We start from the raw sequence: 22774 nt of genomic DNA, 5'->3' as shown, positions 1-22774 counted from the left end.
AAAGCCCGCATCAGCGGGCTTTTGTTTGATGATAATCGAAAGAGCTATTTCTCTACGTCGAGCAGTTCCACATCGAACAGCAATGTGGCATTGGGGGGGATCACCCCGCCGGCGCCCCGTTTGCCGTAGCCGAGTTTGGCCGGGATGACCAGTTTGCGCTTGCCACCCACCTTCATGGTCATGACCCCCTCGTCCCAGCCGGGAATGACCTGTCCCACGCCGATCACGAAGGTGAACGGCTCCTTGCGGTCAACGGAGCTGTCAAACTTCTTGCCGTTTTCCAGCGTGCCGGTGTAATGCACCGTAACCCGTTTGCCAGCCACCGGAGAGGCGCCCTTGCCGACCACCACGTCGGTGTACTTGAGGCCGGACGGGGTGGTAACGGTTTTCCCGGTTTTGGACTCCGCGGCAAGGGCAGTCGCAGCCGGCAGCGCCGCCAAAGTCAGGCATACCATCATTCTGATCAGAAATCTCATTCAGGTCCTCCCAAATTATAAAATATGATGCAGATTCACTACTTTTTGTATTTGGCATCCATCAGTTTCAAGATGCCGTCGGTAACGTCCTCGGCAGCGACGCCCGAATCCACGTAGAGCAGTTCGCGTTTGACGACCACCAGCGCCAGACCGTTGGTCTTGCCGTATTCCGTCGCGGCCTGTTCGACCGCCTTGGAAAGGGTGTTCTCCAGGTCCATCTGCAGGCTCTGCAGTTCCTTTTCCGCTTTGAGCACCGTAGCCTGAAACTCCTCGACCTTTTTCTGGAATTCCTTCGCTTTCGTCTGTTTCTGGGCAGGCGTCATGGTGGCGATTTTCGCTTCCAGGGCCGTTTTCTGCTTGTCGAGCTGCTTCCGTTTGGACTCGAGCTGGGCCTCCAGCTTTTGCTGTTTTTCCTGGGCCTTGGCACGGGAGGCCTTGCCCAGTTCGGAGTCGGTCCCCATTCTGGTCAATTCCACATAGCCGAGCCGTAACGGCTGGGGCGTACCGGCGGCCGTGGCTGGTTTCGGCGCAGGTACAGGGTCAGCCGGAGAAGCAGCCTGTTGCGTGGTTGAGGGTTTGGGTTCGGCGGCGGTGGTTTCTGCGGAAAAGCCTTGGGCAGGCAGTGCGCAGACCAGCAGGGCAAGCAGCAGTCGCATGGCAGGTGAGATCATCGTTTTCCTCGCGCAGATGGATTTGTAAGTTTCAAAGCATAGTGCCTTTTGGTGGAGTAGACAACCTGGTTTTTAAAGAATTCTCCTGCGGGCCCCGTTTCAGCGGCACAAAAGACCTTGACTTTGTCGGATTCTTTTCTCTATCATGCACAAATACGTAAAGGCAGTGAAGAGGAGTAGTAGTCGTTGAAGCTTTCCAGAGAGCCGGTGGGTGGTGCGAACCGGTAAGCGCAGATGACGAACTCGCCTCCGAGCCGTTTCTTTGAAACCGAAGTGCCGATCAAGAGCTTTTGCACCGGCATTTGTGGGCAAGTAGAAGGAACCGTTCTCCCGCGTAAAGGGTGTACGAAGGTCTGACGGCACGATTGTCAGGCGAATTAGGGTGGTACCGCGAAAGCTCATGCCTTCGCCCCTTGTGGGGCGGAGGCATTTTTATTTTCAGATCGCCGACAAGACAGGCATCACGTAACAGGGCCCGGAAACAAAGAAAGGAGCGCACGCATGGCAAAGGCACCGGCAAAGAAACAGGACGACAGGCAGATCATCAGGATTTTCGATACCACCCTGCGGGACGGCGAACAGTCGCCCGGCAACAGCATGAATATCGAGGAAAAGCTGCGGATTGCCAAGCAGCTGCAGAAGCTCAACGTGGACGTAATTGAAGCCGGCTTCCCGATTGCATCGGAGGGGGATTTCGAGGCGGTCAAAAAGGTGGCCCAGATGATCAAGGGTCCCCAGATTGCCGGTCTGTGCCGATCCAACGACAAGGACATCGACCGCGCCTGGGAGGCGCTCAAGTATGCCGGCGAAAAGGGGCGCATCCACACCTTCATCGCCACCTCCGACATCCACATGAAATACAAGCTGAAGATGGAGCCGGGCAGGGTGCTGGAGTCGGCGGTCAAGGCGGTCAAGCGGGCAGCCGGCTATACTCCCAACGTCGAGTTCTCTTGCGAGGATGCCGTGCGCACCAGGCTGCCGTTCCTGGCCGAAGTGGTCGAGGCGGTGATCGCTGCCGGTGCTACCACGGTCAACATTCCCGATACGGTCGGTTATACGATCCCCTTCGAATACTTCAACATCATCAAGTACTTGAAGGACAACGTGCCCAACATCGACAAGGCTATCATCTCGGTCCACTGTCACAATGACCTGGGCCTGTCTGTGGCCAACTCGGTTGCCGCGGTCCAGGCCGGAGCGCGCCAGGTCGAGTGCACGCTGAACGGCATCGGTGAACGGGCCGGCAACTGCTCCCTGGAAGAGTTCGTCATGATCCTCAAGACACGCGGCGACATTCTCCCCTTCGCCTGTAATATCGCGACGGAGCAGTTGACCCCTTCCAGCCGTCTGCTCTCCAACATCACCGGCATAGCGGTGCAGCCCAACAAGGCGGTGGTCGGCGCCAATGCCTTTGCCCACGAATCCGGAATCCACCAGCACGGCATGCTGATGGAGAAGTCGACCTACGAAATCATGACACCCGAATCAGTGGGACTTTCCGCCAGCGCGCTGGTGCTGGGCAAGCACTCCGGCCGCCATGCCTTCAAGAAGCGCCTGGAGGAACTCGGTCATGATCTGGACGGCGAAAAGCTCAATCGCGCCTTCGAGCGCTTCAAGGCCCTGGCCGACCTGAAGAAAGAGGTTTTCGACGAGGATCTGGACGCCATTGTGGCTGATGAGGCGCGGGAAGAGGAGAAATACAAGCTTGGCCACATCACCGTTACCTGCGGTTCCTTTGCCGTGGCCACCGCCACCGTGCAGATGGAGATCGAGGGCAATGCTGTGCGTACCGCCGAATTGGGGGACGGTCCGGTGGACGCCACCCTCAAGGCGATCAGGAAACTGTCCAAGACCAAAGCCAGTCTGATGCAGTACAACGTCGGCTCCATCACCGGCGGCACCGATGCCCAGGGTGAGGTCACGGTACGTGTTGCCGAAGGCCAGCATGTCGTGGTGGGCAAAGGCTCTTCCACCGACATCATCGAAGCCTCTGCCAAGGCCTATATTCATGCTCTCAATAGGCTGAACTACAAGCAGAAACGGATGCCGGAAGGGGTGTGACCACGGAACCCGTCGGATACTATAGGTATGAAACGAAAGCAGTAAGATGAAACCTTGTTGAAATTATGCACGTGTAAAAGGCCTCTGCAGATAAAGCTGCAGGGGCCTTCTTTTTATCATCCAGAGAGGTTTCACATTCTCCATCTCAGGCCTGCACAGTGTAGATCATCCGGAGATCGGACCGGAACAACCATGATCCCGCCGCGAGAAGTAATCCGTAGGCAGAGGACTGCTACAAGCGAGTGCACCTGTCGCCATACCTGACAGGGCAACGGCCCTCTGTCGGATTTATTAACTATGCACAAAAAATTAATCTGATAGTAAGTTGTTGAAAATAAAGCATATTACAAGTTTGTCCGATCCGTCCCTTACACATCTTTACACCTGCATTCTTTCCTGCTCGGCATAACCTCACGTTATTTCAGCAAAAAACATTAGGCATAATAAATGAATACTAATGGTGTGGACTGGATCCCTCTCATGTCTATGTGCCTGATTGTTTACGTACAATCCATATAATGTCCGCCGCTATCGGCGCCTCTCGCTTTTGAGTTCATCATTCCCGCTGCAACTGTTTGTCAGGAAGAATCAACTGGAAAGGAGGTCGACTTGATGGGCAGACTATGGATTGTCCGGTTGCTTGTCTGCGCACCGTTCCTGGCTGCATCGACGGCTTGGTCGGCGGATGTGCACGGCAGAAGCTCCACCCAGTTTTTGTGGTTCAACAATTTCTTCGATGGGAACAAGCAGGCTGAGTTTGCCGAGTATCTGAACATGTCGATAACGAATATCGACAAGGCCGGTAAGTTCTCAATCGAAGGGTACGGCCGCGTAAGTCAGGACGTGCGCAACGGCGAAGGCTTGAGCGGGCGGCTCTACTACTTGTACGGTGATTACAGGGGGCTCTATGACAAAGTCGATATAAGGGTCGGCCGGCAGTGGGTCAATTATGCCGCCGGTACTGCACTGATCGACGGTGGCAGGATTGATTTGAGGAATATCGGGCCAATCGAATTTTCTGCCATGGGTGGGCGAAATGTGGTGTTCAGCCTGAACAGCGAAAGCGGTCACGAAGGGGATTATGCTTACGGCCTTGCCGCCCATCTGGCCGGCTTCAAGAACACCAATGCCGAACTGTCCTGGTTCCGCAAACTGGACGAGGGGGATGTGGCCCGGGATGTTATAGGCGGAACCTTTGAGCAGTACCTCTTCAAAAACATTAAACTATATGCCAATGCCCGGTTCGACTTGGCCAGCGAGGTCTTCAACGAGGTGCTGGCCGGAGTGAAATATTACCCCACAGCGGATCTGATCCTGACGGGTGAGTGGTTCCAGAGTTATCCGACCTTCGACACGACCTCCATCTACTCGGTGTTCGCTGTGGACCGCTACCAGGAAGGGGTTCTCCGCGCGGACTATAGCATCAACGAGTACATTTCGGTCAGTGGGGGTTATAACCGGCAAGAATACAGCGAGGGAGCCAGCGCTGACGTGTACGAAATCGGGACGAGCATCAAGCCGAACAAAAAGCTGACCATCAATCTCAGCTACGACAAACGCAACGGTTACGGCGGCAATCTGAACGGCGGAACTGCGGAGATTTTCTATTATCCTGTCAACTCTCTTGAGCTGGCGGGTGGCATCCAGTACGACGTCATCAAGAGGGATTCGCTGACCAACGAAGATTATGCCAGGAAGTACTGGTTCGGTGGCAAGTATCGCATTAACAACAGGATGTCCACCACCGTCCGGGTGGAGGATAACGTCAATATCAACTTTTCGTCGGACTGGCAGGGACGGGTAGTCTTCAACTACGATTTTTAGAGGAGGGTCACCAGTGAAAAGGATTTTTTTCTTTATCATGCTTCTGGGGTTCGTCCTGGTGTATCTCCAGCAGCAGTCGTACGCTGAAAAGGAAGCCGACAAGCAGGGGGCTTCCAAGAATGGGTCCTACAGAAAAGAGAATCACCGGGAATATGCAAATATTGCCAACCTTGAAATCAAAGACTGCAACGCCTGTCATAAGGATGAAGGAGTAGCGCCAAACCACGATGCCGATTTCTTCAGAGGTCACCGGGTCTTGGCCGACAACCCCGGCAACAACTGCAGCCAGTGCCATGACCAAGCCTATTGCCTCGATTGCCACCAGGGGGGCGGATCAGGGGAAAATCCCGCGACGTTGAACTTCGGCCGTGATTACAAACCGAAAACCCACCGCAGCGATTTCCGCGTCCTCCATCCGATCAAGGCGCTGGACAACCCGCAAAATTGCTACCGCTGCCACGATCAGAGATACTGCAATGAATGCCACGCGAGGTTCCCGGGCAACAGGCTGAAATTCAACATAACCAGCCACCAGTTCAGCGATATCAAGCTGAAGCCCGACGGTCCCACCCATGCAAACTTCCAGCCGTCGCAATGTCCGACCTGCCATCCCAACAGTGTCGTTCCGGCCCATCAATGGTCCAGCGATCACGCCCGAGAGGCCCGCCGCAATCTGCAGTCCTGCCAGAGCTGCCATGAGGACGGCAATGTCTGCATCAAGTGCCACAGCGCCCGCACGGGCCTCAAGGTCAGCCCCCATCCACGCAATTGGGGCTCCATCAAGGGCAACCTGAAAGACAGAGGTAACGGCAGAAGCTGCATCCAATGCCATGACGCCGGCAGGTTCTAGTTCGCTTCACGTCGGGAACTCCGGATGAGAAACTGCTGGTCAGCCAGCTCGAAAACCCATGAGGAGGTACATCGATGCGGAAAAAGATTCTTGTAAACGTAGTGCCACTGCTTGCGATGGCATTCCTGCTCGGTGGCTGCGGGTCAAGCAAGAAGGAGGGCACGGAGGCCGAGTCCACGACAGTCCAGAATGCCCAGAAGGTGGGATCGGATACCTGTACCAACAATTGTCATGCTCTTACGCAGGATGTTACGATGCGCGGAGCGAACGACGGCAGGACCATCGTGAGCGCCTGGAAAAGTTCGGTACATTTCAACCAGGCCACCAATACGGAGATCGTCGGGTGCGAGGACTGTCACGGTGGCGGCAGCCTGCACTGGGGCATAGGTCCCATGCCCTATCCGGTGCCTGATCACAAGCGTTGCGAGCAATGCCATAGCGACTTCAGTGCATTCAATACCACGGCCCATGCCAATGCCGATCAGATCCCGGACAGGTTCTTCTTCCAGGGTTCCACCGGCACCAGCCAGGCCTCGGACCATGGTGTGCCTGAAGTGGTTGCCGGCACAACAACGCCGGTCACCAAGAATCAGCACATCGAGCAGTGTTCGGTATGCCACAACTCGAATCAGCAGTTCAGGTACGACTCCGCCGGCAATCTGATCAACAGCTTCAACACGTTCAGCGGCGCGATTATAAGTATAGGCAATGAGAACAGAAATGACCTGCCGAATCCGGTGGTTCCCTGTGCCTCCTGCCATGATGGCCACGAAGTAGGACATCCGGCAACAGCAGGAGCCACGACCATCAATGTGCCGGTCTTCCGCAAGTCGCAGATAGCCGGTGCCGGTCCCTGGAATGCCCCTACGCTCAGAGTCATGTCCTCCTCGACCGTTGTGCCGGCACGCTTCAATACCACGGCCCTGATCTGCGCAGCGTGCCACACAAAGGGGCTCTACAAGTACGCTAAGACCCCCACTCATCAGGAGAACACCTATAGCCAGTGGTCGAGCTCGGCCCATAACGACAAGGTGGGCGTGCCCTGGAACGAGATTGCCATCAGCAGCTATCCGCTCAACCTGTTCCTGCCGGGCACCACCGCCCCCGGTACCTGCCTGAAATGCCACAACGGCATCTCGTCGCCGGCCATGATGAATCCCGATCCCACCACCCGTCGCCCAGCCGAGCCGACGATCGTATGGAACCAGTCGACCGCTGTCTGCGTCACCTGCCACGACCCGCATGCCGATGGCGCAGGTCATACCAAGAACGTGCGCACTCCTGCGGTGATGACCAACTATTCCGGCGCCGGGTTGGGTATTGTGTTCGGCAACGTGTTCCTGGATACCCAGCCGCTGCCCACCAACGCAGGAAATGCATCGATCTGCATCTTCTGCCATCAGGGCAGGGAGAGCGGACTCAGCCTCTTCAAGGACAAGCTCGCCGCCGGCAGGACCATTACCGGCAATTTCAAGAACAACCACTATCTCGGCACGGCCGCCATGCTGTGGGGCGCCAATGCCTACGAATACGCAAACAAATCCTACACGGCCAACGTTCCACATCAGAATACAAACTGCACCGGCTGCCACATGGCCAATGCCACCGAGCCGGTCAATCTCGGCGGCCATACCTGGAGGCCGAACGGAGCCAGTTGCAACCCCTGCCACTCGGCCATCACCGCGGCAACCAGCCTCTCCCTTGAGCCGGGTGAGGGTTTCTTGGCAGGCGGCCGAGCAACCGGCAATACCACCAACTTCAGTGGCAACCCAGCCAGCGTCTCGATCGGTTCGCAGATACAGGACCTGCAGAATTACCTGTTGGCGCTCCTGGCCGTCAAAGGGGTTTTCTACGACGATACGGTCAATCCCTATTACTTCAATGTAGCGCTGACCTCACCCGACGGTACGGCCGACAACCACGGCAGCAGCAACACCTTCACGGCCTGGACTTTGCCTGTCTACAAGGCCGCCTTCAACCTGGCCATAGCCGCCAAGGCCAACCCGTCTGCCCCAAGCTCCACCACATACGTGCTTAATGGTGCGGGAGTGCGGGTGCCGACCACCTCCATCACGCTGGTGCCCAACAAGTCGGCGGCAGTGCATAACTACAAGTATGTCATCCAGCTGCTGATGGATTCGTACGAGGATCTCTACAATAATTCAACCGCCGGGGAGATCACTGCTGCCCAGAATATGATCAATGCCGGACCGACGCCGCTGACTCTGCCGGCACCGGCGACGCTACTTGCCAACCGTCCGGCCGGCACGCGCCAATCGGTCAACTACGGTGCATTTGTAAAAGGTTCTCCTGCTACGTACGGCGGTACATACGACGCCAGACAGTAGACTTTCTTCAAGATCAAAAAGTGCTTCTTGAAGTCACCGTCAAAAATTGCCCCGGAGCATTCCGGGGCAATTTTTTTGTCGGAGCATCAATCGGGAAGCTTCCAACGAGGGCTGATCCGATCCATGACAGAGCTGGCTTGGCAGATGAGCAATGATACGACTTCGGGTTGTGGGGAAAGCAAGCAATGGTCCGGGCGGATTCGATCGGCAGCGAGAACAGTGGGGTGATATTGTCATGCGATGCCTCTGCGGGATAGGAGCGATCCTACTGCTGCCCATGACGTCCCGCTCATACAGGCAAAACATGTTCGAGGAAGCAGGGGGCAACTGTTACGGGGGATTTTTATTACCGCGGATGAGAAAGAGCCTTACCGTCAGTAAGGCTTTCTGAAATCTTCTGATCAAGCGTGGGGATGGACTTGTGAATATCCTGAAAAGGGCCCCGCAGGATGCGGGGCCCTGAGGACTCATCGCAGGCAGGCTTTTCTGAACAGCCAGCCTGTCAGGCAGGTGGCGGAGGCAAGGGCGACCATGCCAGCGTGGGCTATGGTGAAGATCAGCGGCGTCAACAGCAGGCGCACCAGCAGCCGCAGCATGTCGTGCCGGGCGATGAAATCGGCCGCCGGAGGGCTGAGGCGGTAATAGAGCGCAACGAAGGCCCGTCCCGGTGCATTGGTCAGCAGATAATTGTCACGGAAATTGCGTAACACCTGAACCTGGGGATGCAGATAACTGCCGTAGGCGGCTGTGGCGATAAAGCAGCCCCCACCGCCTCCGCCACCACCTCCGCCGGTCGAAGCGACACTGCCATCGGTGCTGAAGCTGGCGGTCTGGTTGTCGGCAGTGGTGGTATTGACGAGCAGCAGCACGACTTCGTCCGAGGTGGAATCCAGGCTGCCGAAACCGTGGATGGTGAAGGAGGTGTCGCCGGTATTGGCAGCTACTTCGCTGATGCTTCCGGCGGCCTTTTTAAAGACCGCAGCCTGAATACCGCTGCCTTTGGTGACCGTAATGGTCAGATCGGTAACCGCAGCGGATGGAGCGAACTTGTAAAAGGCAAAAGAGTAGTGCGGCAGCGTAACCGCAGGCGCGGGAGAGCTGGTGGCATTCACCGGATAGGAGACATAGGTGCTGACCGGAGTATAGGAGGGGATGAGGCTGATATCGGTGGTATGCGAACTCCAGTTGCGGTCGTAGACACGCTTGGTAAACCCGAAAAACTCCGCAGCCAAGGAACTGTTTTGCGACGTGAGCGCGCTGTCGAGCACCTGAGTCATTGGAATTATGGTGGAATCCTGTGCGTTGGGTGGTCGCCCCTGGTCGTGCAGTGTCTCCCAAATTTTCCTTATAATATCTGAGTTACCGGAGTCGAACCGTTCCGCCAGGAAACGGTTGAAGATCCAGCGGCCGTAGCCGCCGCCAGTTGCGGTGCTGGTTACGATATCCAGCGAAAGCCGGCTGTTGTTGAACCAGGGGGGGACGTAGGTGTAGAGCTGATTGACACTGTCGTAGAGTTCGTCCTCGTTCCAGGTTGCAGTTGCCTCTGCATACCATCGATCAAAGAAGAAGTTGTAGCCGTACTGAATGGCATGATGGTATTCGTGGGCTGCAGTTACCTGAAGGCTCTGCAAGGGAGTGTATGTGAGCGGCATGAAGACACTCCCAACGAAATCCTTGTCGATCCTTATGTAGGTCGGTGCGCTGACTCCAGACGTCGGAACATCCCCGTAAGTGTCACCATAGATCCCATTGGGGGCGAGATTTACCAGGTAAACGTCATAGGGGGCATCATTCGTTGTGGGCGCCAAGTTCCAGCCGCGGGCTGCGTAGGTTGCAGCCACGTTGTCGAAGGTGTCGGCCACCAATCGTATCCAAGCTGTTATGTCGGGCAGATTGAGGTTGGTATATTGGTTTATGAGAGCAATGTCCGGCGCATTCGCACCAGTGGTTGTGTAATGAATCAGAAACCGACCGGAAGTGGAGGGCAACACATCGCTCAGCGTCGGAGGGGATATCACGTAAGCCAGCACCTTCTGGGTTGCCGGTTCGAGGTATTTCCAGTCGCGCTGCAGATCCCGCTTGAGCGGAGTGCCGCAGCGAGCTTGCGTCACTTCAGTCGTCCCCAGCACTGCCTTTTGCAGGCCATAACTAGTAGGGTGTCCGAACTGCTGCAGGTAGTAGTCGTCCAGCACTCCTGCAAAGGCCGGTAGGCACAGAGCCACCAGGGCGATAACCGCAAGCATCATCCAAATATAAAATTTCCGCATCAATCCACCATCCTTTTGCCCGCCATAAGATGAACAAGCTTAGTTGTGCCATCCTCAACAGTTACCTCGGCCGAGATGGGTGGGGTGCCGATCCGGTAGGTGCCTGCATCGAGTACAGCCGTAAAATAGCCGTTTTGGTCGGTCTCAACAGTTGTCACTGTCGAAGCGCCGGAAAATATTGGTAGAGACAGGCGGGGGCAGGGCTGATAGCCGGTGCCGGAGGACGCCAGCTTGCCGCCCGAGGTCTGAATATAGCAGATGCCGACAACCGCCCCTTTGCCTGCTGCCAAAGGAGCAGGCTGGACCGGCCCCGGCTGCGTCAACACTACCGGCAGCGACCGTTCCCGCACGGCGACAAAAGGCCGGACATCTGCCGGCTGACCGGCCACGAAAGCACGGCCGTTGAAATGATAATAGTTCCAGGCTGTGCCCTGTCGTTTTGCAGCCGCTGAGGCTGTTCCGAAGGTTATCGCAAGCAAAAGTCCCGTCAGAAGAAGGATATTGGCGGTAGTCATGCAAAGCCCCTTTCAAGGACGATCTGTCCCGAACTCCAGTCGCAGGTTTGCCTCAAAGGCTACTGCCTCGGGCTTTCCGGCGATAATGTGTTCCTGCGGAGGATCTGCTGAAATAACGACTGCAGTGAAATGGCGTTGCAGTCCCGGTACTTTTAGTTATTCCGGCATTACGGCATTCAGGTATTCGGATTTTAATGATTGTGCAGAACTTATTGTGGTGAAGTCAAACAGAAATGTACGGCGGCTATCTTTGCTTGACAAAACAGATACCTGGATATAAATTTGACGACCTTTACGGAAGTAATTCGTATGCCTGCCATATTCGTACATTTTAATCTAGCATAGAATCGAGAGGAGTCACGCACCATGGCCGAAAAATTCATTTTTACCTCCGAGTCGGTATCCGAAGGACATCCGGACAAGGTAGCCGATCAGGTTTCCGATGCGATCCTGGATGCCATTCTGGCCCAGGACCCGAAGGCCCGCGTTGCCTGCGAAACCCTGGTGACCACCGGCATGGCGGTCATCGCCGGAGAGATCACCACCAATGCCGTGATCAACTATTCCGAAATCGCCCGTGCCACTATCAAGGAGATCGGCTACACGGATTCGGAAATGGGTTTTGATGCCGAAACGTGCGCCGTGCTGGTTTCAGTCGACAAACAGTCCCCGGACATCGCCCAGGGAGTCAATGAAGGCGACGGGCTGCACAAGGAGCAGGGGGCCGGCGACCAGGGGCTTATGTTCGGCTATGCCTGCAACGAAACCCCGGAACTGATGCCGATGCCGATCCAGCTGGCGCACGAGCTGGTGGCCAAGCTGGCCGAAGTCCGCAAATCGGGCAAGCTGCCGTTTCTGCGCCCCGATTCCAAGTCCCAGGTTTCGGTGGAATATGTCAATGGAAAGCCGAGCCGCATTGACACCGTCGTGATTTCGACCCAGCACACCCCGGATGTGACCCACAAGCAGATCGAAGACGGGGTGATCGCAGAGGTGGTCAAGCAGGTCATTCCGGCCGAGCTGCTGGACGCCGAAACGCGTTACTTCATCAACCCAACCGGTCGGTTCGTGGTTGGCGGCCCCATGGGGGATTGCGGCCTGACCGGCCGCAAGATCATCGTGGATACCTACGGCGGCATGGGCCGTCACGGCGGCGGCGCCTTCTCGGGCAAGGATCCTTCCAAGGTCGATCGCTCGGCCGCCTACATGGGGCGCTATGTGGCCAAGAATCTGGTGGCGGCAGGTCTGGCGGAGCGGTGCGAGGTGCAGGTGGCCTATGCCATCGGCGTGGCCCAGCCGGTTTCGATCATGGTGCACACCTTCGGTACCGGCAAGGTTTCCGAAGACCGCCTGGCAGAGCTGGTGCGCGAAGTATTCGACATGCGTCCCCGTGCCATTACCGAGCAGTTGGACCTGATGCGTCCGATCTACCGCAAGACCGCCGCATATGGTCATTTCGGCCGCGAATTGCCGGAATTCACCTGGGAGCGGACCGACAAGGCCGCCATCCTCAAGGAGAAGGCGGGTCTGTAAGCTACAGCAGCGTTGACGGGCAGTTTTCTCAAGGCCGGAGCGTGTTCAGACGCTCCGGCCTTGTCATTTTCTATCTTGTTATTCTCGTTGACAAAATGCTGCAGCCACCGGTACTATTAAAGTCTTTCGTATACTATTTCATGGTGGGGGAAATATGGCTAAGATCAATAAAATAGCGGTTCTGCCGGGTGACGGCATCGGGCCGGAGGTGATGGCCGAGGCGTTGCGCGTGCTGGACGCCGTGGAGGGCAAATTCGGGGTAACCTTCGAGCGTACCCATGCCAATGTGGGGGGCGCCGGCATCGACAACGAGGGCAAGGCCCTGCCCCAGACGACCATCGATATCTGCAAAGCCAGCGATGCCATCCTGTTCGGCTCGGTCGGCGGCCCCAAATGGGAAAGCCTGCCTCCCGACGAGCAGCCGGAGCGCGGCGCGTTGCTGCCGCTGCGCAAGATCTTCGGGCTGTACGCCAACCTGCGTCCGGCCATCATCTTCCCCTCTCTGACCGGCGCCTCATCCCTCAAGGAGGAGGTCATCAGCGGTGGCTTCAACGTACTGGTAATCCGCGAACTGACCGGCGGCATCTATTTCGCCCAGCCCAAGGGAATCGAGGGGCAGGGGCGCGAGCGGGTCGGCTTCGACACCATGCGTTACAGCGTTCCCGAAATCGAGCGCATCACCCATGTCGCTTTCCAGGCTGCCCGTAAGCGGGGCAAGAAGGTCTGCTCCATCGACAAGGCCAACGTGCTCTCTTCGTCGGTGCTGTGGCGCGAGGTGGTGACCGGCATTGCCAAGGAATACCCCGATGTCGAGCTGTCCCATATGTACGTGGACAACGCCGCCATGCAGCTGGTGCGCTGGCCCAAGCAGTTCGACGTGATCCTGTGCGAGAACATGTTCGGCGACATCCTCTCCGATGAGGCCGCCATGCTGACCGGTTCGCTGGGCATGCTCCCCTCTGCCTCGCTGGCCGAGGGCACCTTCGGCATGTACGAGCCCTCCGGCGGTTCGGCTCCTGACATCGCCGGCCAAGGCATCGCCAATCCGATCGCGCAGATCCTCTCCATGGGCATGATGCTTAAGTTTTCCTTCGGACTGGTCGAAGCAGCCGACGCCATCGATAACGCCGTGGCCAAGGTGCTGGATCAGGGCATCCGTACCCGCGATATCTTCCAGAACAAGCCGGGCGAGAAGCTGGTCAACACGAAAGCGATGGGCGACGCCATAATCGCGGCGCTGTAGGCTGCACCTTTTCCTTAATAGGTCAGTCTAGATCTTACGAAAATCGCAGCCTTTTTAATAAAAAGTAAATCAGTGAATTGGATATCCGCAGCATTTTTCAATAGAAAGGGAGTATGCCCATGAAAGTCGGTATCGTCGGTTGGCGCGGTATGGTTGGTTCGGTCCTCATGCAGCGTATGCAGGAGGAAGGTGATTTCAACATCGGCATCGAGCCGGTCTTCTTCTCAACGTCCCAGGCCGGGCAGCCGGCACCCATGAATGCCGGCACCCTGAAAAGCGCCGACGATATCGCGGAACTGAAAAAACTGGATGTCATCCTGACCTGTCAGGGGGGCGACTACACCAAGGCGATTCATCCCGAGCTGCGTAAGCAGGGCTGGAACGGCTACTGGATCGATGCCGCCTCCACCCTGCGTATGGAGGACAATGCCGTCATCATTCTCGACCCGGTCAACCGCAACGTGATCGATGCGGCCCTGGCCAAGGGGCAGAAAGATTTCATCGGCGGGAACTGCACCGTCAGCTTGATGCTGATGGCGCTGGGTGGGCTGTTCAAGGCCGGCCTGGTGGAATGGCTCTCCTCCATGACCTATCAGGCAGCGTCCGGGGCCGGCGCTCCCAACATGCGCGAACTGCTGTCCCAGATGGGGGTGCTGAGCGGCGTGGTGGCCGAAGAACTGAAGAACCCCAGTTCTGCCATTCTGGAGATCGACCGGAAGGTGACCGAGACGCTGCGCAACGGCTCCCTGCCGGTCAAGGAATTCGGCTTCCCTCTGGCAGGTAATGTGCTGCCCTGGATCGACCGCGAGGTGGAGGATGGCCAGAGCCGCGAGGAGTGGAAGGGTTTTGCCGAGACCAACAAGATCCTCGGCGCAACCTCACCGATCCCGGTGGACGGCATCTGCGTGCGGGTCGGCGCCATGCGCTGCCACAGCCAGGCCCTGACCATCAAGCTCACCAAGGACCTGCCGCTGGCTGAGATCGAAAGCCTGATCGCCAACGATAACGAATGGGTCAAGCTGGTGCCCAACAACAAGGCCGATACCCTGGCGCAGCTGACTCCGGCAGCCATCTCCGGCACCCTGACCGTGCCCATCGGCCGGGTCCGCAAGATGAAGATGGGGCCGCAGTATCTGCAAGCCTTCACCTGCGGCGATCAGCTGCTGTGGGGGGCGGCCGAGCCGCTCAGAAGGATGCTCAGAATTTTGGTCGAGAAGTGAGAACACGAGCGCACGTGCTCTGCGGCTTCACGCCTGCAGCGTAGTGCTGCCATGCCTTCGCAGGAATTCTTGACGACCTTGGGCTTGCACAAAAATCATGTTCTGTAGGTAAAGGCAGAGCGCCCCTTCCCGGGGCGCTTTTGTTTAAGGAAATCGATGGCCATTTCATTGCAAAAACCTGAACTGCTGGCTCCGGCCGGCTCGCTGGAATCCTTTTTCGCAGCCATGGAAAAGGGGGCTGATGCCGTATATGCCGGCCTGCATGAATTCTCCGCCCGGGCCCGCGCCAGGAACTTCAGTCTGTCCCAGATGGAGCGCATGCTGGGCTATGCCCACGCCCATGGCCGGCGGATCTATATCACCCTCAACACGCTGGTCAAGGAACAGGAACTGCCCCAACTGGTCGAGACTTTGGCCGTTCTGGCCGCCATGAGGATTGATGGCGTGATTGTCCAGGACCTGGCTGTGGCGCGGCTGGTGCGCAATCATTTTCCTTCCATCCCGCTGCACGCTTCGACACAGATGACGATTCACAATACCGCCGGTGTACAGATGCTGGCCGGTCTCGGATTTGAGCGGGTAGTCCTGGCGCGGGAGCTGGCGCTGGACGAGGTGGCGGCCATTGCCGCAGCAACGCCGGTGGAGATCGAGGTCTTCGTCCATGGCGCACTCTGTTTCTCGATTTCCGGGCAGTGCTTCTTTTCCTCTTACCTCGGTGGGCATAGTGGCAACCGCGGGCGCTGCGCCCAGCCCTGCCGCCGTTTGTACACCCACCGGGGCAAGCAGGGGCATTTCTTTTCCACCAGCGACCTGTCTGCCATCGATATGGTCCCGGAACTGGTCAATGCCGGGGTGAAATCGCTGAAGATCGAAGGGCGGATGAAGTCGGCCGAATATGTGGCCAGTGTGGTGGAAGCGTACCGCATGGTGCTGGATGCTCCGGAAAACATTCGCAAAGAAACCCTGAAAAGTGCCAAGGAAATCCTGAAATACTCGTTCGGCAGGACCCCGACCAAGGGGTTTCTGACATCCCAACAGCCGGACGACATCGCCAATCCCTGGCAGAAGGGGGGCACGGGCCGCTTTGTGGGGCAGATCAAGTCCCTCAAGGGCAAGCGCCTGTGCTTTGAAACCCGGGATGCGCTGCACGTGGGAGACCGCCTGCGCGCTCAACCGAAGAGCGATATGGCCGGTCAGGCCTGGACCGTGCGTGAGCTTTTCTGCAATGGCAAAAAAGTGATGGAAGCCCGGTCCGGCAGTCTGGTGGAGGTGGAAACTCCTTTCCGTTTCGCGGTCGGCGATGCGGTCTACAAGGTCTCCTCCCGCGAAGCGTTCTCCCTGAGCGAAAATGCCTGCCTGCGCCGGCTGGATGCGGTGAAAAGAGACAAGCAGCCGTGCCGGATGCGGGTCTCTCTGGAGGAGGGGAACCTGTGCATCGAGGCTGAGGTTGCAGGTGACCGGCATCCTTTCAAATTTGCGCTCGGTGAGCTGGAGCCAGCCCGCAATACAAACATGCATTCGTTTCTGGAAGGGCAGCTGGCCAAAACGGGAGATGCCCCTTTTCGCCTGGAAAGCCTGGAAGCCCCTGCTTTCCCGCCGGTGCTTATTCCGGCGGCTGTCTTCAAGGAAATCCGCCGCCAGCTGTACAGCCAGTTAAGCGAGAAAGTCACCAGGACGGCCAGTAGCCGCATTGTAACAGCACGTAAGGCCGCTCTCGCAGAGATAGACTCTGGTTCTGTTGCCCCCCCTTCGCATGCTGGTCGAGAATCACTGGTGGTGGTGATAGACCAGCCGCGGGAGTGGCGTTTCCCGCTCCAGCACGGCGCGGACAGCACCATGCTGCCACTCACCAAGGCGGTCATCCATCAACTGCCCTCCTGCCTGCCACGTATGCGGGGCGCCGAGGAGCAGGTCGTCTGGCAATTGCCGTTCATCATCTTCGATCGCGATATCCCGCTGTATCGCACGCTCGTTCGACAGCTCAGAGAAGCCGGTTTCCGGCGTTTCGAAGTCTCCAGCATCTCTCATTTCCTGCTTTTACAGGGGCTGGAGGGACTGCGCATCTCGACCTGGCACCGCTGCTTCTCGTTGAACAGTCAAGCCCTGCGAGCCTGGCAGGAGCTGGGGGCCGAGACCGCCACCCTGTATATCGAAGACGATGCCGCCAATCTTGCCAAGCTGCTCTCGGCGGATGTCGCCATCGAGCGGCGGGTGATAGCCTATGCTCCGCTGCCGGTCATGACCACCAAAATCCGTATCAAGGATGTGCACAGCAATATCCCGCTTCATTCGGACCGGGGAGAAGAATACAGCGTCACAACGCGTGACGGCCTGCAGACCGTCACCGCGGCCCTGCCCTTTTCCCTGACCGCCCGTCACAGCGAACTGCGCCAGAGAGGGGGCACATCCTTTGTGATCGACCTGCGCCAAGCCAGGCGCAATGCCTGGGGTGACATTATCGCCTCCTTCAAAGCCGGCCGTGAGATACCCGGCACTACGGAATTCAATTACCCTGCGGAGCTGGTTTAATGAGAGTGGTTGCGGTTGCCTTGGGTTTGATCCTGCTGCTGGCCGGCGATGCCTGTGCGGGCAGGATCATCGTGGGGATGGTGCGGGCAGTGTACGACGGCGATACCGTCTTGCTGGCCACCCGTGAGCAGAGTCGTTTGAAGGTGCGGTTGTACGGCATCGATGCACCGGAAACCGCCAAGCCCGATCAGCCGGCACAGCCATTCGGAGCGGTCGCCAAGCGCACTCTGATGTACAAGATAATGGGGCGTCAGGTCTCTGCGGAGATTGTGGATACCGATCAGTACAACCGCGCAGTGGCGGTCATTCGCTATGCGGGCAGGGACATCAACCGCGAGATGGTTGCGGAGGGGATGGCCTGGGCCTACCGGCAGTTCCTGCAAGGACCGTATGCTTCGGAATATCTCAGCTCCGAGGAGAGCGCCCGGGCGCGGCACAAGGGGCTGTGGCGGGATCCGAACCCCCTGCCTCCCTGGGAATTCAGGCAGGCCCTGAAGGGGGGCAGGCGGCATGGCGCCAGGCATTGATCTTCCGCCAGCGTTACCGGCCGTAAGGTCCGCCGCTGCTGCAGCCCTATGATCCATACTCCTGCTGCGTGACGGTCAGAACCCTCCCACTCTCAGGATGCTGCATCATCACCCAGCGGTTGTTTCGGCCTCTGGCCAACCCGCGAACGCCTGCGGACGGCCCCATCAAATCTTGCCTGCGCTGTTCCATCCTTCCCATATCTTCTGACGTGCAGAACTAAAAAACCGGACCGGCGACTGCCGATCCGGTTTTCTCGCTTCTCCCCCCTGCGCACGTTCCGTCAGACCGGCGCCTCTGCGAGAACGATGGCGGTTTCTTCGCCGATCCCGCCGAAATTATCGTGAATATCCTGGGCACGATGCAGGGCCGAGCCGATATGAGGCAATATGTTGCGCGCCCCGATGAGGCGCGGCAGATTCGAGGTGTAAATCAGTCTCTTGGGTTGTCCACGCACCCCGCATAGGAGCAGGACCCGACCCGAGGCGTGCAGCTTCTCGTGAAACTGCTCGATGGCATACAGCCCGGTGGCGTCGATGGCGGTCATGTATCGCAGACGCAAAATCACGATCGGCTGGAGACCGTCGAGGTGGTAGGCCAGTTCCTTGAGCTTTTCTGCGGCTCCGAACAACAATGGCCCCTGGACGTGGAACATGCTCACGTAGTTGGGAATTACGCGGTCCTGGACGATATGGCTTTTGGCTGCGCCGATGGCCTCGGCCGTGAGCGGCGCAACCACCGTGGTGCGCGATACCTGGTAGATGTAGAGCAGAGCGGCCAGCATCATGCCGATCTCTACGGCAATGGTCAGATCGGCCACTACGGTAAGGACGAAGGTGATGAGCCAGACCGCAATGTCCTTGCGGTCAAGCCGCAGGATGAACGGAATTTCGCGCCATTCCCCCATGTTGTAGGCAACGACGAACAGCACCGCCGCCAGTGTGCCCAGCGGAATGTATTTGGCCAGCGGCGCGGCGAACAGCAGTATGCAGAGCAGGGTCAGGGCGTGGATCATGCCGGCCAGGGGCGTGCGGGCACCGGAGCGGATGTTGGTGGCGGTCCGGGCAATGGCGCCGGTCACCGGTATGCCGCCGAACAGCGGCACGGTCAGGTTGGCCACTCCCTGTGCCACCAGTTCCACATTGGAGTTGTGCCGATCGCCGCTCATGGAATCCGCCACAACTGCCGAAAGCAGGCTCTCTATGGCCGCCAGCAAGGCGACGGTTACGGCCGAGGGTAAAAGGGGCAGAATCAGGTCGATGCGTAACTGAGGCAGCTGGATCTGGGGCAGTCCGGTGGGGATTCCGCCGAATTTGCTGCCGATCGTTTCGACCGGAATATCGAATAACGCGACACAGACGGTGGCGCCGATCAAAGCCGCGATTGAGCCGGGGATGCGGCGGGTAATGCGCGGCATCAACAGAATAATGGCCAGTGAGGCCACGGCCAGGATAACCGTAACGGCATTCACGGAGGTGATGTGGTCGCCGATGAACCGCATCCGCTCGATGAATTCGCTGGGAACCCTGTCCGCGGTCCGAAGGCCGAGAAAATCCTTGATCTGGGTCGAGGCGATCAACACCGCAATGCCGTTGGTAAAACCGATGACCACCGGACGTGGAATGAACTTGACGGCGTTGCCGAGACCGGTAAATCCCAGAAACAGCAAGATTACTCCCGACATCATGGTCACCATCAGCAATCCGGAAAGGCCGTGCCTGGCGATGATGGCGGCGATTACGACAACAAAGGCTCCGGTGGGACCCCCTATCTGGGTGCGGGAGCCCCCCAGCGCCGAGATCAGGAAACCGGCGACCACTGCCGTGTAGATGCCGGCCTGGGGGGTGACGCCGGAGGAGATACCGAAGGCCATGGCGAGCGGCAACGCCACCAGGCCAACCGTTATGCCGGCGGTGAAATCCGCTGCCAGACTGGCACGGGTGTAGCCTTTGATTGCTTGAACCGATTTGGGAGTCCAACGGGACATGGCGGGTGCTTTCTCTCGGAGAAAATCGCGCTGCCGGCCGGCCTGGCCGGCTTAATGCGGGCTCAGGGACATATTTTGACCCTGACGGCAGGCCATGAATCTGAAACGGCCCGACCTGTCCGGGAATTATACACCTATTTGTTGCCCGGCACCATATAACCGATGCGAACAGCTCCCCAGTGTCGGTTGTTGATGATGATCGGCAGGGAGATGTCGTTCAGGATCTCGCCGGTGTCGCGGCGATAGGTCTGAAGCAGGAAACCTTCCGTGTTGCGGGCGCAGCGGAGACCGGTCCTGTCGTTGAAAATGCGCTTCGTGCGATTGTTGTTCCTGTCCTGTTCAGGGTTGCCGGTGAGCGGTTTGGAGTAGCGCAGGTTGTGGCAGGGGGCGTACCCGTTGTTGTCGACGCAGATCGCGAAGAGCAGGTTGTTGTCGCGGGCGATGATGCTCTCTTGAAAAGGGGAGATGGCCCGATCGAAGAAACTGTCGAATTTGGTGGTGTATTTCTGTGGATCGGTATTGGGAACCGGGAGATAGTTACGGTCGAACAGGGCTTCCATGGTCAGGGTCCGGTTGGCGAGAGCTTCGGCAATGGCATTCTGAACTTGGTCGTCGAGTTCCCGGGCATACCCCTTGATCGTATCATGATAGTTGCCAACAGTGAATTTGCCCACCGTACCGTAGATCCGTTCGACCACCTCGGAAAATTTCTCGAAGGTGGCCGCAGTGGCCTGCATCAGCTGGTAGGTCTGGTTAGCCGACATCGACACGGAATGAATCTTCTCCGAGATATCGTGAGTGGTGACACTCTGCTCTTCGGAAGCGGTGGCAATCTGTTCGATCATCATCCTCGATTCAACCGCATGGCTTCTGATATTGTCCAGGCGCTGGCGTCCTTCTTCCGATTTGGACAGGCCCGTGAGGACGAGCGTATTTTCTGCGGTGATCATATCGGCTGCCCTGCGGCTGGCCTGCTGTATGCTGGCAACCACCCGTTCGATTTCTCGGGTCGATATGGTTGTTTTTTCAGCCAGGTTTTTGACTTCACTGGCAACCACGGCAAAACCCTTACCGGCGTCGCCGGCGCGGGCAGCCTCGATCGAAGCGTTCAGCGCCAGCAGGTTGGTCTGATCGGCGATATCTTCGATCAGGACCACCATCTCGCCAATCCTGGTGGAGGATGCTTCGAGCTCCCGAATGGTCAGCAGCGTTTCAGCCACGCTGGTGCTGATCTGCTGCATGCACTGGCAGGTTTCTGCTACCACCTCCCTGCCGGATTCAGCGGCAGAATCTACGTCCGACGAGAGCGTTGCGGCACGATGCGTGTTGGCCGCCACATCGCTGATCGTCATGGACATCTCTTCCGAGGCCACGGCCACGGCGGTGGCTTTGTCCTTCTGGTCCTGGGACATTTGGAGGGTGCGATTGGTATCGTCCGACAGTTCGCACACGTTGGCCCCGATCAGGCCGGCCTGCTGGTAGAGGGTGGATATGATCCCGCGGATCTTGGACGTGAGCCGATTCACTTCAGTGCCAAGCTGGCCGATCTCGTCGTCCGAGCGGACATTCAAGGTTCGGGTCAGGTCCCCCTCGCTTCCGGCAAGATCGCTCAGCTGCTGGTAAAGCGCGGAAATCTGGCGGATGATGGTGCGTTGAAAAAAGAAGTAGAGCGCGAGCAGTATTGCGAAGAAGGTAAAAACGCCCACGGCGGACATGCCGGATATGAGGCGGACTGCACTTTTAAAGCCCGCCTCGGTCGAGGTGGTCAGGATGACCCCCCCCAGATACTTCTTATCGGCACTATGGCAGGAACGGCACCGCTCTTCGTTGTTCAAAGGCACAATCAGGTTGAGCACGTGCCTGTCGTTGACCACGCCGGTGGATTCCTCTTTCATGCCCGAGTTCAGGGCGGCGAGCATCTCGTTGTTGACGGCTCTACCCCGCCGTTCTTTTCCTGATGTATCGAAAACCTGAATGGCAACCCCGTCGGTATTCTTGTTGAGGTTGTCGATGTAGGAGTCGAATTCCTTCATATCCCCCTTCATCATCAGGTTGAGCATATCGTGAGTGACGGCGCCGGCCAGGGTACGTGCGTGTTGTCGCTGCAGCTCCATGGTGGAGCGGTACTGCAGGTATATGGTGGTGACCCCCATGCAGGCGAATCCGGTGAAGAGGGTGAGGGCGATGATGGCCAGTATCTTGCGGGTGAGCTTCGATTTAAACATGGGGAGACTTTCTTTTTGAATGGATTAAGTAAGAAAATTCCAACTTCAAATCAAATCATCACATTAAATAAAACATAAAAATTTCGCGTTATTATGCAACAAAAACAGTGCGACTGCAAGATAATAAGAACAATGTTCTATAAAGTCGTAGACGCTAAAACGCATAAAAAAACCCGGAAGAATGGATCTTCCGGGTCGAAACTGCTCTGGTGTTGTATTAGTTGGGGTAGACCGATACCTTCTTGCGATCCCGACCCAAGCGTTCAAACTTGACGATCCCCTCGATCAGTGCGAACAGGGTGTAGTCCTTGCCGCAACCGACGTTGTTGCCGGGGTGCACCTGAGTGCCGCGCTGGCGATAGATGATGTTGCCGGCTTTGACGGTTTCGCCGCCGAATTTCTTGCATCCAAGGCGCTGGCCTTTGGAATCCCTGCCGTTTCGTGAGCTGCCGCCCGCTTTCTTATGTGCCATTTCCCTGACTCCTCGGAAAGATAATTAT

Annotated in this window: 16 protein-coding genes and 1 other annotated feature; of the genes, 9 read left to right on the top strand and 7 right to left on the bottom strand. The window is 57.6% G+C overall.

Going from position 1 to position 22774, the window contains the following annotated elements; all coding sequences use genetic code 11:
• Nucleotides 1–44: 44 nt before the first annotated feature.
• On the bottom strand, nt 45–476 hold the full coding sequence (locus GSVR_RS20960; protein ID WP_173197519.1) for an FKBP-type peptidyl-prolyl cis-trans isomerase: 432 nt from the start codon (nt 474–476) through the stop codon (nt 45–47).
• Between the two features lie 38 nt (nt 477–514).
• Nucleotides 515–1147 carry an OmpH family outer membrane protein gene (locus GSVR_RS20955; RefSeq protein WP_173197517.1) on the bottom strand — a complete coding sequence of 211 codons (633 nt, stop codon included), beginning with the start codon at nt 1145–1147 and terminating at the stop codon, nt 515–517.
• A 157-nt stretch (nt 1148–1304) separates the two neighbouring features.
• Nucleotides 1305–1564, top strand: a binding site (T-box leader).
• An 84-nt stretch (nt 1565–1648) separates the two neighbouring features.
• Here GSVR_RS20955 and GSVR_RS20950 point away from each other — a divergent pair.
• From GSVR_RS20950 to GSVR_RS20935, 4 genes are all read left to right on the top strand, one after another.
• A complete protein-coding gene (locus GSVR_RS20950; protein WP_173197515.1) occupies nt 1649–3208 on the top strand; it encodes a 2-isopropylmalate synthase in 1560 nt (519 codons plus the stop codon).
• A 612-nt stretch (nt 3209–3820) separates the two neighbouring features.
• A complete protein-coding gene (locus tag GSVR_RS20945; RefSeq protein WP_173197513.1) occupies nt 3821–5032 on the top strand; it encodes a hypothetical protein in 1212 nt (403 codons plus the stop codon).
• A 13-nt stretch (nt 5033–5045) separates the two neighbouring features.
• Complete coding sequence (locus GSVR_RS20940; protein ID WP_173197512.1) at nt 5046–5882, top strand: cytochrome C; 837 nt, start codon at nt 5046–5048, stop codon at nt 5880–5882.
• Nucleotides 5883–5956: 74 nt separating this feature from the next.
• Nucleotides 5957–8230, top strand: coding sequence for a hypothetical protein (locus tag GSVR_RS20935; protein WP_173197510.1), 2274 nt, complete (start codon nt 5957–5959; stop codon nt 8228–8230).
• Nucleotides 8231–8697: 467 nt separating this feature from the next.
• Here the strand turns inward: GSVR_RS20935 and GSVR_RS20930 are convergent, their stop codons facing one another.
• Entirely contained in the window at nt 8698–10497 is a 1800-nt protein-coding gene (locus GSVR_RS20930; protein WP_203978738.1) for an MXAN_6640 family putative metalloprotease, read from the bottom strand.
• A complete protein-coding gene (locus tag GSVR_RS20925; protein WP_173197508.1) occupies nt 10497–11012 on the bottom strand; it encodes a hypothetical protein in 516 nt (171 codons plus the stop codon). The genes GSVR_RS20930 and GSVR_RS20925 overlap by 1 nt, the downstream gene beginning before the upstream one ends.
• A gap of 366 nt (nt 11013–11378) precedes the next feature.
• Between GSVR_RS20925 and metK the strand changes: the two genes are divergently transcribed.
• The 5 genes from metK to GSVR_RS20900 all read left to right on the top strand — a co-directional run bounded on the left by metK (nt 11379) and on the right by GSVR_RS20900 (nt 18064).
• Entirely contained in the window at nt 11379–12545 is a 1167-nt protein-coding gene (gene metK, locus GSVR_RS20920) for a methionine adenosyltransferase (RefSeq protein WP_173197507.1), read from the top strand.
• A gap of 154 nt (nt 12546–12699) precedes the next feature.
• Nucleotides 12700–13788 carry a 3-isopropylmalate dehydrogenase gene (gene leuB, locus GSVR_RS20915; protein WP_173197506.1) on the top strand — a complete coding sequence of 363 codons (1089 nt, stop codon included), beginning with the start codon at nt 12700–12702 and terminating at the stop codon, nt 13786–13788.
• Nucleotides 13789–13907: 119 nt separating this feature from the next.
• A complete protein-coding gene (gene asd, locus GSVR_RS20910) occupies nt 13908–15008 on the top strand; it encodes an aspartate-semialdehyde dehydrogenase (protein ID WP_173197505.1) in 1101 nt (366 codons plus the stop codon).
• Nucleotides 15009–15164: 156 nt separating this feature from the next.
• Nucleotides 15165–17537 (top strand): U32 family peptidase, encoded by a 2373-nt coding sequence (locus GSVR_RS20905; protein WP_173197504.1) that lies wholly within the window; start codon nt 15165–15167, stop codon nt 17535–17537.
• Nucleotides 17537–18064, top strand: coding sequence for a thermonuclease family protein (locus GSVR_RS20900; RefSeq protein ID WP_173197503.1), 528 nt, complete (start codon nt 17537–17539; stop codon nt 18062–18064). The genes GSVR_RS20905 and GSVR_RS20900 overlap by 1 nt, the downstream gene beginning before the upstream one ends.
• Nucleotides 18065–18345: 281 nt before the next feature.
• Here the strand turns inward: GSVR_RS20900 and GSVR_RS20895 are convergent, their stop codons facing one another.
• The 3 genes from GSVR_RS20895 to rpmA all read right to left on the bottom strand — a co-directional run bounded on the left by GSVR_RS20895 (nt 18346) and on the right by rpmA (nt 22746).
• A complete protein-coding gene (locus GSVR_RS20895; protein ID WP_173197502.1) occupies nt 18346–20049 on the bottom strand; it encodes a SulP family inorganic anion transporter in 1704 nt (567 codons plus the stop codon).
• A gap of 134 nt (nt 20050–20183) precedes the next feature.
• Nucleotides 20184–22274, bottom strand: a complete 2091-nt coding sequence (locus tag GSVR_RS20890) for a methyl-accepting chemotaxis protein (protein WP_173197501.1) — start codon at nt 22272–22274, stop codon at nt 20184–20186.
• A gap of 217 nt (nt 22275–22491) precedes the next feature.
• A complete protein-coding gene (rpmA, locus tag GSVR_RS20885) occupies nt 22492–22746 on the bottom strand; it encodes a 50S ribosomal protein L27 (RefSeq protein ID WP_173197500.1) in 255 nt (84 codons plus the stop codon).
• Nucleotides 22747–22774: the final 28 nt, after the last annotated feature.

This window comes from Geobacter sp. SVR (assembly GCF_016865365.1).
Classification (GTDB): domain Bacteria; phylum Desulfobacterota; class Desulfuromonadia; order Geobacterales; family Pseudopelobacteraceae; genus Pelotalea.
Note: the sequence above shows the minus strand (reverse complement) of the source record. Positions and strands in the feature narration are given on the sequence as shown.

Coding starts and splice junctions, on each gene's coding strand:
- metK (WP_173197507.1), top strand. CDS start 11,379: ATGGCCGAAAAATTCATTTTTACCTCCGAGTCGGTATCCGAAGGACAT.
- GSVR_RS20935 (WP_173197510.1), top strand. CDS start 5,957: ATGCGGAAAAAGATTCTTGTAAACGTAGTGCCACTGCTTGCGATGGCA.
- GSVR_RS20945 (WP_173197513.1), top strand. CDS start 3,821: ATGGGCAGACTATGGATTGTCCGGTTGCTTGTCTGCGCACCGTTCCTG.
- GSVR_RS20960 (WP_173197519.1), bottom strand. CDS start 476: ATGAGATTTCTGATCAGAATGATGGTATGCCTGACTTTGGCGGCGCTG.
- GSVR_RS20950 (WP_173197515.1), top strand. CDS start 1,649: ATGGCAAAGGCACCGGCAAAGAAACAGGACGACAGGCAGATCATCAGG.
- asd (WP_173197505.1), top strand. CDS start 13,908: ATGAAAGTCGGTATCGTCGGTTGGCGCGGTATGGTTGGTTCGGTCCTC.
- GSVR_RS20955 (WP_173197517.1), bottom strand. CDS start 1,147: ATGATCTCACCTGCCATGCGACTGCTGCTTGCCCTGCTGGTCTGCGCA.
- GSVR_RS20900 (WP_173197503.1), top strand. CDS start 17,537: ATGAGAGTGGTTGCGGTTGCCTTGGGTTTGATCCTGCTGCTGGCCGGC.
- GSVR_RS20905 (WP_173197504.1), top strand. CDS start 15,165: ATGGCCATTTCATTGCAAAAACCTGAACTGCTGGCTCCGGCCGGCTCG.
- GSVR_RS20925 (WP_173197508.1), bottom strand. CDS start 11,012: ATGACTACCGCCAATATCCTTCTTCTGACGGGACTTTTGCTTGCGATA.
- GSVR_RS20890 (WP_173197501.1), bottom strand. CDS start 22,274: ATGTTTAAATCGAAGCTCACCCGCAAGATACTGGCCATCATCGCCCTC.
- GSVR_RS20895 (WP_173197502.1), bottom strand. CDS start 20,049: ATGTCCCGTTGGACTCCCAAATCGGTTCAAGCAATCAAAGGCTACACC.
- leuB (WP_173197506.1), top strand. CDS start 12,700: ATGGCTAAGATCAATAAAATAGCGGTTCTGCCGGGTGACGGCATCGGG.
- rpmA (WP_173197500.1), bottom strand. CDS start 22,746: ATGGCACATAAGAAAGCGGGCGGCAGCTCACGAAACGGCAGGGATTCC.
- GSVR_RS20930 (WP_203978738.1), bottom strand. CDS start 10,497: ATGCGGAAATTTTATATTTGGATGATGCTTGCGGTTATCGCCCTGGTG.